This window comes from Streptomyces sp. NPDC055632 (genome assembly GCF_053618675.1).
Genome location: NZ_JBSHHY010000015.1, coordinates 98,125 through 110,120 on the forward strand (window position 1 = coordinate 98,125; position 11,996 = coordinate 110,120).

General features: G+C 75.0%; 13 protein-coding genes. 8 read left to right on the forward strand and 5 right to left on the reverse strand.

Annotation, left to right across the window (positions count from 1 at the left end; all coding sequences use genetic code 11):
- Positions 1-409 precede the first annotated feature (409 nt).
- Complete coding sequence (locus tag ACWGSR_RS20550; RefSeq protein WP_383324948.1) at positions 410-1,645, forward strand: PP2C family protein-serine/threonine phosphatase; 1,236 nt, start codon at positions 410-412, stop codon at positions 1,643-1,645.
- Between the two features lie 40 nt (positions 1,646-1,685).
- Here ACWGSR_RS20550 and ACWGSR_RS20555 read toward each other — a convergent pair whose 3' ends face one another.
- The 3 genes from ACWGSR_RS20555 to ACWGSR_RS20565 all read right to left on the reverse strand — a co-directional run bounded on the left by ACWGSR_RS20555 (position 1,686) and on the right by ACWGSR_RS20565 (position 3,193).
- Positions 1,686-2,030: a DUF2516 family protein gene (locus tag ACWGSR_RS20555; RefSeq protein WP_376237049.1), complete on the reverse strand. Its 345-nt coding sequence runs from the start codon at positions 2,028-2,030 to the stop codon at positions 1,686-1,688.
- Positions 2,031-2,120: 90 nt separating this feature from the next.
- A complete protein-coding gene (locus tag ACWGSR_RS20560; RefSeq protein ID WP_376237052.1) occupies positions 2,121-2,711 on the reverse strand; it encodes a hypothetical protein in 591 nt (196 codons plus the stop codon).
- A 35-nt stretch (positions 2,712-2,746) separates the two neighbouring features.
- The gene (locus tag ACWGSR_RS20565) at positions 2,747-3,193 is read right to left on the reverse strand and encodes a helix-turn-helix domain-containing protein (RefSeq protein WP_453568022.1); all 447 of its coding nucleotides are present in this window, start codon (positions 3,191-3,193) and stop codon (positions 2,747-2,749) included.
- 191 nt (positions 3,194-3,384) lie between these two features.
- Between ACWGSR_RS20565 and ACWGSR_RS20570 the strand changes: the two genes are divergently transcribed.
- Complete coding sequence (locus tag ACWGSR_RS20570; protein ID WP_376237058.1) at positions 3,385-4,008, forward strand: histidine phosphatase family protein; 624 nt, start codon at positions 3,385-3,387, stop codon at positions 4,006-4,008.
- Between the two features lie 108 nt (positions 4,009-4,116).
- Entirely contained in the window at positions 4,117-5,091 is a 975-nt protein-coding gene (locus ACWGSR_RS20575) for an endonuclease/exonuclease/phosphatase family protein (RefSeq protein ID WP_453568024.1), read from the forward strand.
- 180 nt (positions 5,092-5,271) lie between these two features.
- Here ACWGSR_RS20575 and ACWGSR_RS20580 read toward each other — a convergent pair whose 3' ends face one another.
- Positions 5,272-5,847: an HAD domain-containing protein gene (locus ACWGSR_RS20580; protein WP_453568026.1), complete on the reverse strand. Its 576-nt coding sequence runs from the start codon at positions 5,845-5,847 to the stop codon at positions 5,272-5,274.
- A gap of 186 nt (positions 5,848-6,033) precedes the next feature.
- On the opposite strand from ACWGSR_RS20580, the gene ACWGSR_RS20585 reads away from it, so the two are divergent.
- The 5 genes from ACWGSR_RS20585 (at position 6,034) to ACWGSR_RS20605 (ending at position 9,974) form a co-directional block, all read left to right on the forward strand.
- Positions 6,034-6,429 carry a helix-turn-helix transcriptional regulator gene (locus ACWGSR_RS20585; protein WP_366376000.1) on the forward strand — a complete coding sequence of 132 codons (396 nt, stop codon included), beginning with the start codon at positions 6,034-6,036 and terminating at the stop codon, positions 6,427-6,429.
- A 169-nt stretch (positions 6,430-6,598) separates the two neighbouring features.
- On the forward strand, positions 6,599-7,015 hold the full coding sequence (locus tag ACWGSR_RS20590) for a VOC family protein (protein WP_453568028.1): 417 nt from the start codon (positions 6,599-6,601) through the stop codon (positions 7,013-7,015).
- A gap of 59 nt (positions 7,016-7,074) precedes the next feature.
- Positions 7,075-7,785 carry a DUF5710 domain-containing protein gene (locus ACWGSR_RS20595; protein WP_453568030.1) on the forward strand — a complete coding sequence of 237 codons (711 nt, stop codon included), beginning with the start codon at positions 7,075-7,077 and terminating at the stop codon, positions 7,783-7,785.
- Between the two features lie 80 nt (positions 7,786-7,865).
- Positions 7,866-8,351: a MarR family winged helix-turn-helix transcriptional regulator gene (locus ACWGSR_RS20600; RefSeq protein WP_376237074.1), complete on the forward strand. Its 486-nt coding sequence runs from the start codon at positions 7,866-7,868 to the stop codon at positions 8,349-8,351.
- Between the two features lie 114 nt (positions 8,352-8,465).
- Positions 8,466-9,974 carry an MFS transporter gene (locus tag ACWGSR_RS20605; protein ID WP_453568033.1) on the forward strand — a complete coding sequence of 503 codons (1,509 nt, stop codon included), beginning with the start codon at positions 8,466-8,468 and terminating at the stop codon, positions 9,972-9,974.
- On the opposite strand, the gene ACWGSR_RS20610 is transcribed toward ACWGSR_RS20605, so the two are convergent.
- On the reverse strand, positions 9,961-11,967 hold the full coding sequence (locus ACWGSR_RS20610; RefSeq protein ID WP_453568035.1) for a HelD family protein: 2,007 nt from the start codon (positions 11,965-11,967) through the stop codon (positions 9,961-9,963). The genes ACWGSR_RS20605 and ACWGSR_RS20610 overlap by 14 nt on opposite strands.
- Between the last annotated feature and the right edge of the window lie 29 nt (positions 11,968-11,996).

The window sequence follows — 11,996 nt, forward strand, 5'->3', positions numbered from 1 at the left end:
CACGAGCGGCGGGCGAGCGGGCGGGCGGCGTCCCACGAGCTCCGCATCGCCCCTCCCGACGTGACGGAGAAAGCCCCGGCCGCAGGCCCGCCCGTCCCGCCCGCGTGACCTTTCTCATTGCCCCCGGACCCGCTCCCACCTGCCGTACGGGGGCGAGTACCTCCCCTTCCGCGGCATATGCCAACCGTGGCGCGCGCACTCACAGCCGATCTCCATTCCGCTGCGCACCGTCCTGGCGCTAGGGTCCGGGACGGGCGGGGTGCCATCCGGCACTCCGCGCCCCCTCGGGGGGAGGGAAGGAAAAACCGGACCGATGCCCGTATCCGTACCGCGTCAGAGAAACGTCTCTGCCGCCGCGGGCCCCGGCGACGACACCGATACGGACGCCACCGATACGGACGCCAGCGCCATGGACGCCACCGCTATGACAGGCACAGTCACAGGCACCGACCGCACCGATCTGACCCTCCTGGTCGTCGAGGACGACCCGGCGGGCGCCCTCGCCGTACCCGAACTCCTCGACGCGGCGGACGCCGCCGGCACCCGGGTCCGCATCCGTACCGCCCGCAACCTCACCGAGGCCGAGCGGCTGCTCACCGACGACGTCCACTGCGTCCTCGTCGACCTCTCGCTGCCCGGCCCCCGGGCCGCCGCCGGCGACGACCCGCTCGCCCCGCTCCGGCACATCCTGCGCCTGGCCCCGCGCCACGCCGTCCTCGCGCTCGCGGCCTCGGCCGACGCGGAGCTGGCCGCCGAGGCGGTACGGGTCGGGGCCCAGGACCACCTCTTCCGCGAGGAGCTCGACGGGCGGCTGCTCAGCCGGGCCATCCGGTACGCGGTCGAGCGCAAGCGGGCCGACGCCGTGCAGGTGAAGCTGGCCGAGTCCCGGCTGCGGGCCCAGGAGAACGCCCGCCTGGAGCGCGGACTGCTCCCGACGCCGCTCCTGGAGGGCTCCGACCTGCGGTTCGCGGCCCACTACCGGCCCGGCCGGTCCCGCGCGCTGCTCGGCGGCGACTTCTACGACGTCGTCCGCACCCCGGACGGCACCGTCCACGCCATGATCGGCGACGTCTGCGGACACGGCCCGGACGAGGCGGCGCTCGGGGTCGAGCTGCGGATCGCCTGGCGGGCCCTGACCTTCGCGGGCCTGTGCGGGGACGAGCTGCTCTCGACGATGCAGCAGGTCCTGGAGCACGAGCGGGAGAGCGAGGAGATCTTCGCGACCCTCTGCACGGTCGACATCGCGCCCGACGGGCGCCGGGCGGGGCTCTGCCTGGCCGGCCACCCGTCGCCGCTGATCGCCCGGCAGGGCCGGGCCGCGCGGCTCCTCCCGTACGAGGACGGCGGCCCGGCCCTGGGGCTGCTGCCGCGCGCCCGCTGGCCGCGCCGCCAGGTGGAGCTGGGCGGGGCGTGGAGCCTGCTCATGTACACGGACGGGCTGATCGAGGGCCGCTCGGCCGGGCCCGGTTCGCCGCGCCTCGGCCAGGAGGGGATGGTCGCGATGATGAACCGGCAGCTGGGTGCGGGCCTGCGGGGCGAGGAGCTCCTGGAGGCGGCCGTGACGGAGGTCCGGTCCCTGAACGGCGGCGAGCTGACGGACGACGTGGCCGTCCTGGCCCTGGAGAGGGACAGGGCCCGGGGATGACCCCGGGCCCTGTCGCCGCCTGCTCGTCGCTCCCGCTCCGCTAACGGCCGCCGTTGTAGGGGCCGTACGGTCCGTCGCTGCTGGAACCGCCGCCCCGGGGACCGCGGCCGCCGCCCGAGACCTGCGCGAGCGCGGGGCGCACGTCCACCATGAACACGATGGCGGCGATCACTCCGGCGATCTGCAGGAACAGCATCGGCAGGAGCAGGTTCAGGACGAGGTTGACGCCCAGGATGATCAGCCAGAACTTCTTCGTCTGCTTGTCCGCGGCGCGGTAGGCGTCCTCGCGCGCCATGGCGGCGAAGACGAGCGCTGCGACGGCGAAGCCGGTGAAGACCAGGAACATCACCAGGTTAAGGAGGGAATCGAATCCCGCGCGCAACATGCTGAGCACCGCCTAGTGGGGATGGAGAGAGAGCGCCTCACGGTCAAGGTACCCGGTACGACGCTCCGTGTACCCGTACGGGGGCCGCCCCTACTCCTTCTCGGCGGCGACCGACACCTTCTTGGCGGGCGCCTTGCGGGCGGTGGTCTTCTTGGCGGACGCCTTCTTCTCCTCGGCCTCGGCCTGGATCGTCCCGACCGTCTTGGCCCCGTCGGTCCCGTCCGCCCCGTCGGCCTTCGGCTCCGGGTCGGGCTCGACGGCGATGGCGATCTCGGTGATCTCCTCGGCGGCCTCGCCGCGCCAGGCGCGGACGGTCTCCTCGCCGTGGGCGGCGACCTCCTCGTACTTCTCGCGCGCCTTGACCGCGTACTCGGCGGCGACGCCGACCCCGCGCAGGGCGAGGTCCTGGGCGGTCTCGCCGAGCTTCTTGAGGTCGGTGTCGAGGACCTCGACGACCTCGGCGAACTTCGTCCGGGCGGTGGCCTGGGCCTCCTTGGCCTGGGTCGTCACCTTCTCCTGCACGACCTTCGGGTCGGTCTTCCGGACGGCCTCGATGCGCGCGGGCGCCTCGGCCGCGATCTGCTCGATCAGGCCGGGAACCTTCCGGGCCTGCCGCACGGCGAGGTCGGCGGTGCCGGCGGCGAAGTAGAGGGGGGTACGCAGTTCGTCGATGATGGGCATGCTGGTGGTCCTCCCGGATGTGACGTACGTACTGGCTAACGCGAAGGCGGTTCTTCGGCATCGGGCACGGGCGCGGGCGCCTGCGCGGGCCCGGGGACGTCCTCGGGGACGTCCGCGGAAGCGGCCTCGGCGGCGTTCTCCTTGCGGAACGAGTCGTAGATCTGGAGCAGCACCTGCTTCTGCCGCTCGCTGATCGAGGGATCGGCCAGGATGACGGCGCGCGTCTCCAGCTCCTCCCGCTCCTTCTCGTCGAGGATCCCGGCCCGTACGTAGAGCGTCTCGGCGGAGATCCGCAGCGCCTTCGCGACCTGCTGCAGCACCTCGGCGCTGGGCTTCCGCAGGCCCCGCTCGATCTGGCTCAGGTACGGGTTCGACACCCCGGCGGCCTCGGCGAGCTGCCGCAGCGACAGCTGCGCGGTCCTCCGCTGCTCGCGGAGGTAGTCGCCGAGATTGCCGAGATTGCCGACGTTGAGCGATGCCATGCTCCGACCATGCCAGCCGTTGCTAACTATTGCAAGCGACTGCTTGCAAAAGTCGCGCTCGTGTCAAGTGCGGGAAACGGGCCGGGGAGCGGGGCCGGGAAACGGGACGGGACGCGGCGGAACCGGGCGGGGCGGGCCCGGCGTCCCTCGCAGACGTACAAGATCACCGGTCGGCGACGGAGGCCCGGGACATGGCGGACACGGCTGCGCGATACCTCTACCTCGCCCGGCACGGCGAGGCGTCGGCGGACGAGACCGCCCTGACGGAGAACGGGCGGCGGCAGGCCGTCCTGCTCGGCGAACGGCTCCGGGGCGCGCCGCTGTCGGTGATCCACCACGGCCCGCTGCCCCGCGCCGAGGAGACCGCCCGGCTGATCGGCGCACGGCTCGACGGCGTTCCGCTGCGGCGGTCGGAGGCGGCCGGCGACTACGTCCCCCACCTGCCGGCGAAGGAGGAGCTGCCGCCGGACTCGGCCGACGCCCTGCTCGCCTTCCTCTCCGGGGTCACGGAGGAGGAGCGCGACCTCGGCCGGGAGCTGGCCCGGGAGGCGCTCGCGGAGTTCACGGGCCCGGTCGACGGCGAGCACCCCCGCCACGAGCTGGTGGTCACGCACAACTTCCTCGTCGGCTGGCTCGTCCGGGCCGCCCTCGACGCGCCCGAGTGGCGCTGGCTGGGCCTCAACCAGGGCAACGCGGCCCTGACGGTCCTCCGCTACGCGCCCGGCCGGCCGCCCTCCGTGCTGTTCTCCAACGACATGCGGCACCTGCCGGAAGAACTGCGCTGGACCGGCTTCCCGTCCGAGTTCCACATCTGATCCTCCGTACGGCACCGGGGCGAGAGGACGAGGGCGGGTTCGGGGCCTTCCAGGCCGTCCCCGGGGGACGTCTTGTCGAACGGGCCGGATCGGGGAGCGGGGGCGGCGGTGGGGTGGCGGGAAACCCGGAGGACGGGTTCGGGGCGGAGGCCGGGGCGGGAAGTCCGGAGGCCCGGGTGGGTGATCGGCGGGGTCGCGGTGGCGATCGCCGGTCTGCTGCTGTTCCACCGGGCCGTGCCCGGTCCCCCCGGCGGTCTCCTCGCCTCCTTCCTGCCCTGGCTCGGCCCGGTGGTCGTGGTGCTGTTCGGGCTCGCGCTGCCGCGCCGTTCCGGCGTCGCACCGGCCGCGCTCGTCCTGCCGGCGGCGGCCTGGACGTACGCGTTCGGCGGGCTGCTCCTGCCCGGGGAGGGGCCGGGCAGCGGGCCGTACGGACTGGTCGTCGTGCAGCACAACGTGAGCGACGAGAACCCCGACCCGGCCGGCACCGCCCGCGCGCTGGCCGCCGCCGGGCCCGACCTCGTCGCCCTGGAGGAGCTGGTGCCCCCGGCGCTGTCCGTCTACGAGGAGGTGCTCGCGCCGGAGTACCCGTACCGCGCCGTCCACGGCACGGTCGGGCTCTGGTCGAGGCATCCGCTCACGGGAGTGCGCCCGGTGGACATCAAGCCGCCGGAGATCACCGAGCCGTGGGAGCGGGGGCTGCGGGCCGTGGCCCGCACGCCGCGCGGCGACGTCGCGGTGTACGTCGCGCACCTGCCCTCGGTACGGATCGGGGCGGGCGGTCTGGTGTCCTCCCGGCGCGACGAGAGCGCCCGGCTGCTCGGGGACGCCGTCGCCGCCGAGGAGGTGGCGGCGGTGGTCCTGCTCGGCGACCTCAACGGCACCGTCGACGACCGCGGCCTCGACCCGCTGACCTCGCGCCTCGGCGTGGCCCGGCGCGGTCTCGCCCCCAGCTTCCCCGCCGCCTTCCCGGTGGCCCGCATCGACCAGGTCATGGCCCGCTCGGCGGCCGTCGGCCGGATCCGCACCCTGCCCGCCACCGGCAGCGACCACCTGCCGGTCCTCGCCCGGGTCACCCTGCGCTGAGACCTAGGGCGTGTGTCGAAAGTAGCGCCGTCTGCCCGAAGGGCAGGCCCGGCGGTGTCCGGTGCGTGCGATCGCAAGGCGGAGGGTCGCCCCGATACTGGTTGTATCGGGGTGATCCCGACAACGCGGCGAGCGTGCGTGCCGGGCGCCGCCGGGCAGGCGGGACTTTCGACACACGCCCTAGGGCCTGTCCGCGAGGCCGTCCAGCCACTCCGCCAGGGCCGCGAAGTCCGCGTCCGTGAGGCCGTCGCGGGGGTCGACGCGCCGGAGGAGGGCCGGGGCCCGGTGGTGGGCGGCCACCCAGGCCCGGTCGGCCCCGGTGATCTCGTCGTCCACCCAGACGAAGGGACGGCCGGCGGCCCGGGCGACGAGGGGGCGGGTCTTCCAGTGGAGGCCCGTGCGCCCGCGCTCGGCCACGTCCTCGTCGGTCTCGTCCGGCCAGAGCACCACCGGAAGGTCCGGCAGGCCCAGCCAGGGCGCGACGTACGCGTTCGCGTCGTCCATCCACGTCGTCGCCCACACCAGCTCGCACCCCGTCGCCGCCAGACGCGGCCCGAGCCCGGGGTCGACCCGCGCGAGGAGCGGGTTCATGCCGTCGTCCGGGCCTCCCGTGGGCGGGAGGTACGTCGGGTAGCCCCCGGGGTGCCGCGTCGACGGCCCTCCGAAGGGGATGAGAGGGCCGTCGACGTCCAGGAAGAGGAGGGGGAGGGGGAGGGGCGAGGGGTTCCCTCGGGGGATCGGTCGGCGCGGGGACACGTCCCCACCGTACGCGGCCGGGGAGGCCGTACCCGCCGGGCCCGGGAAGGCCATACCCACCGGGCCGGGAAAGCCGTACCCACCGGGCCGGGGCCTCACCCACCGGGCCGCCGGGAAAGCCGTGCCCACCGGGCCGGAAAGGGCGTACCCCCGGTCCCGGTCCCCCTGCCGTGCCATCCTGGGAAGGTGAACCTGGAGGACCTGGTACGGCTGCGGCGCGCACGCGACACGATGGACCGCGACTACGCGTCGCCCCTGGACGTCCCGGCCCTGGCGAAGGTGGCCCTGATGTCGACCGGGCACTTCGCGCGGAGCTTCCGCGCCGCCTTCGGGGAGACGCCCTACAGCTATCTGATGACCCGTCGCGTCGAGCGGGCCAAGGCGCTGCTGCGGCGGGGCGACCTGAGCGTCACCGAGGTCTGCTTCGAGGTGGGGTGCACCTCGCTCGGGTCGTTCAGCTCGCGCTTCACCGAGCTGGTCGGGGAGACGCCGAGCGCGTACCGGGCCCGCGACCACGCGGAGGGCGCCGAGATCCCCGCGTGCGTCGCCAAGGTCCTCACCCGGCCCGTCAGGAACGGGTAGCGGGCGAACGGGGCCGGGACCGGAAGGCCGGGACCGGGGGCCGGGGACCGGTCAGGGACGGCCGGCGGGCGGCCGGGCCCGGGGCGGGAGATCCGTCAGGAACGGCCGGCGGGCGAACGGTCAGGATCGGAGAAGCGGGGGTCCGGGTCCCCGCCGTAGCGTCGGTCCCATGGACATCACGCTCTCGCAGTGCTTCATCGCCGTCGACGACCACGACAAGGCGCTCTCCTTCTACCGCGACGCCCTCGGGCTCGACGTGCGCAACGACGTCGGCTTCGAGGGGATGCGCTGGGTGACCCTCGGCTCGCCCGCGCAGCCCGGCGTGGAGATCGTCCTCGAACCGCCGCTCGCCGACCCGGGCGCCTCCCCCGCCGACCGGCAGGCCGTCGCGGAGCTGCTCGCCAAGGGCCTGCTGCGCGGCGTGATCTTCTCCACCGACGACGTCGACGCCACCTTCGAGCGGATCCGGGAGTCCGGCGCCGAGGTCCTCCAGGAGCCGTTCGACCAGCCGTACGGCGTCCGCGACTGCGCCTTCCGCGACCCGGCCGGGAACATGATCCGCTTCGCCCGGCGCCGTACCGACTGACCCTCGCCCCGGTGCCCGGCCCGTGGCAGCATGGGCCGGGGCCGACAGGGAGGGCGGGCATGGCGGTCGAGCGGATCTGGCTGGACGTTCCGTACGCCGAGAAGGACGAGGCGAAGCGCGGCGGCGCCCGCTGGGACCCGGCGGCCAGGCGGTGGTACGCGCCCCGGCCGGGGATGGCGGAGCTCGCCCGCTGGACCGCCGCCGCCGACGTGCCCGAGCTGCTGCCCGGGGAGGACCGGAGCCTCGGCAGCGGTCTGTTCGTCGACCTCGTGCCCCGGACCTGCTGGTTCACCAACGTGCGGTCCTGCGTCGCCCCCGCCGACTGGGAGCGGCTGCGCCGGATGATCACCCGCCGGGCCGGGCAGCGCTGCGAGGCCTGCGGGGCGGGCGAGGACCGTGAGGCCCGGCGGTGGCTGGAGGCCCACGAGCGCTGGACCTTCGACGAGGCCGCCCGCGTCCAGACCCTCAAGCGGCTCATCTGCCTGTGCACCGACTGCCACACCGTCACGCACTTCGGCCTCGCCCAGGTGCGCGGCCTCCAGGACCGGGCCCTGGCCCACCTGCGGAAGGTCACCGGGATGGGCGAGGCGCAGGCGCACGAGCACGTGGAGATCGCCTTCGAGGTCTGGGACCACCGCTCCCGGCACGACTGGGAGCTCGACCTCGGCATCCTCACCGGCGCGGGCGTCACCCTCGCCGCGCCCCCGCACGCGGACGCGCGCGCCCGGGTCGCGGTGGAGACGCTGAACCGGCTGGGGGGCCGGCCGTAGACGGAGGTCGCGGCCGAGAACCTCCCGTTCCTCCCCTTTCCGATAATCCGCGACGGATCGTTCCTCGCTACCCTGGCCGCATGACCTCCATGGCCCCCGCCCGCACCGAGCCCGACCTCTCCTACCTCCTCGACCACACCAGCCACGTCCTGCGGACCCGGATGGCGGCCGCGCTGGGCGAGATCGGGCTCACCGCCCGCATGCACTGCGTCCTGGTCCACGCCCTGGAGGAGGAGCGCACACAGGCGCAGCTCGCCGAGATCGGGGACATGGACAAGACGACCATGGTGGTGACCGTCGACGCCCTGGAGAAGGCCGGGCTCGCCGAGCGGCGGCCGTCGAGCACGGACCGGCGGGCGCGGATCATCGCCGTGACCGGGGCGGGGGCGGAGGTCGCGGCGGAGAGCCAGAGGATCGTCGACCGGGTGCACGAGGAGGCCCTCTCCTCGCTCCCCGACGACGAGCGCGCGGTCCTGCTCCGCGCCCTGGACCGCCTGGCCACCGGCCATCTGGAGATCCCCGTCGAGAGCCCGAGGCCCGCCCGCCGGGCCCGTCAGCGCGGGTGAGCGGCCCCGGGCCCCGTTCCGCGCCCCCCAAAATCTCATCCCGTAAAAAATAGTCTGCAACAAAACCTTCTGCTAGCGTCTTTCCTGTCGCCTCCCTCCGACAGGAGAGTCCTCATGCGCACGCCCACACCCACGCCCACGTCCGCACCCGCCTCCCCTTCCCCCTCCACCCCCTCCCGCCGCCTCGCCCTCGGCGTCCTCGCCGCCGGCCTGCTGATGACGGTCCTCGACGGCAGCATCGTCACCGTCGCGATGCCCGCCCTCCAGAGCGACCTCGGCTTCACCCCCGCCGGCCTGAGCTGGGTCGTCAACGCCTACCTGATCGCCTTCGGCGCGCTCCTCCTCCTCGCCGGCCGCCTCGGCGACCTGATCGGGCGCCGGAAGATGTTCCTGGCGGGCACCGCGCTCTTCACCGCCGCCTCGCTCCTCGCCGGGGCCGCCTCCACCCCCGGCGTCCTCGTCGCCGCCCGCTTCCTCCAGGGCGCCGGCAGCGCGATGGCCTCGGCCGTCGGCCTCGGCATCCTCGTGACCCTCTTCACCGAGGAGCGCGAACGGGCCCGCGCCATCGCCGTGTTCAGCTTCACCGGGGCCGCCGGCGCCTCCCTCGGCCAGGTCCTCGGCGGCGTCCTCACCGACGCCCTCGCCTGGAACTGGATCTTCCTGATCAACCTGCCCATCGGTGTCGCGACCCTCCTCACCGCCCTCCGCGCCCTCCCCGCCGACCGGGGCCTCGGGCTCCGCGCCGGCGCCGACGTCGGCGGCGCGCTGCTCGTGACCTCCGGGCTCACGGCCGGGATCTACGCCGTCGTCACGATCGAGGAGCACGGGGCCGGTTCGGCGCACACCCTCGGCTTCGGGACCCTCTCCGCCGCCCTCCTGGCCGGCTTCCTCGTCCGCCAGGCGAAGGCCGCGCATCCGCTCATGCCCCTGCGGATCCTCCGCTCCCGCAGCGTCGCCGGCGCGAACGCCGTCCAGATGCTGATGGTCGGCGCGCTCTTCTCCTTCCAGATCCTCGTCGCCCTCTACCTGCAGAAGGTCCTCGGGTACGGGGCCTCCGCGACCGGCTTCGCGATGCTGCCCGCCGCGCTCGTCATCGGAGCCGTCTCGCTCGGCGCGTCCGCCCGGCTCATCGCCCGCTTCGGCGAACGGAACGTCCTGCTCACCGGGATCGTGCTGCTCGTCGGCGTCCTCGGCCTGCTGACCCGCGTCCCCGTCCACGCCTCGTACGCCACCGACCTGCTCCCCGTGATGCTGCTCGCCGGCGGGTTCGGCCTCGCGCTGCCCGCCCTCACCTCGCTCGCCATGACGGGCGCCGAGGAGTCGGACGCGGGTCTGGCCTCCGGGCTCTTCAACACCACCCAGCAGATCGGCATGGCCCTGGGCGTCGCGGTCCTCTCCACCCTGGCCGCCGCCCGCACCGAGTCCCTCGCCGGGGCCGGACGGCCCGCCGCCGAGGCCCTGACCGGCGGCTACCACCTGGCCTTCGGCGTCGGCACCGGCCTCCTGCTCGCGGCCCTGGCCGTGGCGGCCCTCGTCCTGCGGAACCCGGCGGCACGGAGGCCGGAGCCGGACACGGAGCCGCGCACGGAGCCCCGGACCGGGGCCGAACTCACCGCGCCGTAGCGGGGACCGGCTCCCGCAAGCACTCCGGAAGCTCCTCCGCGTGCACGAGCGTCAGGCGTGACACGGCCCGGGTGAGGGCCACGTACAGCAGGTTCGCGCCGCGCGGCCCGGAGGCCGCGACGGCGGCCGGTTCGACCACCACGACGTGGTCGAACTCCAGGCCCTTGGCGAGCGAGGCGGGCAGCACGGTCACCCGCTCCGAAGCCGCCACCGCCTCGGGCACCGTCCCCGCGAGGCCGTCCGCCGCGATCACCCCCACCGAGCCCTCCGCCGCGAGCGCGTCCCGCACGGCCGCGCGGATCCCGGACGGGAGGTCCGCCGTCCGGTGGACGGTCACCTCGCCGTCCGTGCGCGCCGACCGGCCCGCCGGGACGTCCGCGCCCAGGTGCGGCAGGAGCCGGTTGGCGAGGTCCACGATCGCCGCCGGGACCCGGTGGCCGAGCGTCAGGGGCACCACCCGCGCCTCCGGCTTCCCCAGGTGGGCGAGGTGCGCGCCCCAGTCGCGGGCGGCCCAGGGCGTGGTGCCCTGGGCCAGGTCCCCGAGGACGGTGAGCGAGCCGAACGCGGTGCGGCGGGCGACGGCCCGGCACTGCATGGGCGAGAGGTCCTGGGCCTCGTCCACGACGACGTGGCCGTAGCCCCCGGGGTGCTCGACGAGGCCCGCGAGCTCGTCGAGGAGGACGAGGTCGGCGGCGGTCCAGCGGGCCGTGCGGTACGAGCGCGGGGGCCGCTCCCAGCGGATCGCGTCCCGCTCGGCGGCGGTCAGTTCCACCGCGCCGCCCGGATCGGTGAGCAGCTCCGCGAGGACCTCCTCCGGGACCGCCTTCGGCCAGCACGCGTCCAGGAACGCCGTCACCGGGCGCGACCGCTCGATCCGGCGCGCCCAGGCCGTGCCCCTCGGCCCCGACCGGCGTTCGGCGCGGGTCCGGAGGGCCCGGACGACCCGGGCGCGGACCCGCTCGCGGCCCGTGGCGTAGGGCGGCGCCTCCTCCCGTACCGCCGTGACGATCTCCGCGAGGACGGCGGCCGGGAGGCGCCAGTGGTACGCGCCGTCGGGGACGGCCAGGTCGTCCGCCGGGGCCGGGTCGACGCGGGCGTACAGCGCGCGGCGCAGCACCTCCGCCATCCGGGCGTCGTGCTTGGCCCGGGCCGCCGCACCGCCGTCCTCGGCGCGCACCGGGTGGCGGGCGATCTCCTCGTCCAGGGTGGTCTGGCGGATCCCGGTCTCGCCGAGCGCGGGCAGCACCTCCGCGATGTACGCGAGGAAGGTCCGGTGCGGGCCGAGGACGAGGAGGCCGGAGCGGCGGATCCGCTGCGGGTGGGTGTAGAGCAGGTACGCGGCCCGGTGCAGGCCCACGGCGGTCTTGCCGGTGCCGGGCGCGCCCTGCACGCACAGGGAGGCGGCCGGGTCGGAGCGCACGAGGTCGTCCTGCTCGGGCTGGACGGTGGCGGCGATGTCCCGCATGGGGCCGGTCCGGGGCCGTTCGATCTCCCGGGCGAGCAGGATCCCGGCCGCCCCTCCCCCGCCGTCCGTCAGGTGCTCGTCCTCCAGGGCCGTCAGGTCCTCCGACGCGCCGATGCCGTTCGGGGCCCAGCCGAAGCGGCGGCGGCGCAGGACGCCCTGCGGGTCGTGGGCGCCGGCCTGGTAGTAGGCGCGGGAGACGGGGGCGCGCCAGTCGACGACGAGCGGCGGGGCGGCGGGGTCCTCCGCGATCCGGCGGCGGCCGATGTGGTGGGTCTGACCGTCCTCGTGGTCGAGGCGGCCGAAGAACAGCGGCCCCGGCGGCTGTTCGCCCATCTCCTCGGCCCGGCCGCGCAGATGGCGGCCGAGGGCCTCGGCGTCGGCGCCGGACGCGGCGGTGTCCTCGCCGGTGACGACCTGCCCGGCCGCGTCCTCGGTCATGCGGGCCAGGGCGGCGCGGCAGGCCTCGTGGTGGGAGCGCTCGCGGGCGAGCTCGGATTCCGGGTGCGCGGAGGTGTCCAGTGACGTCATTCCGACGAGCCTAACGGAAAACGTTACCG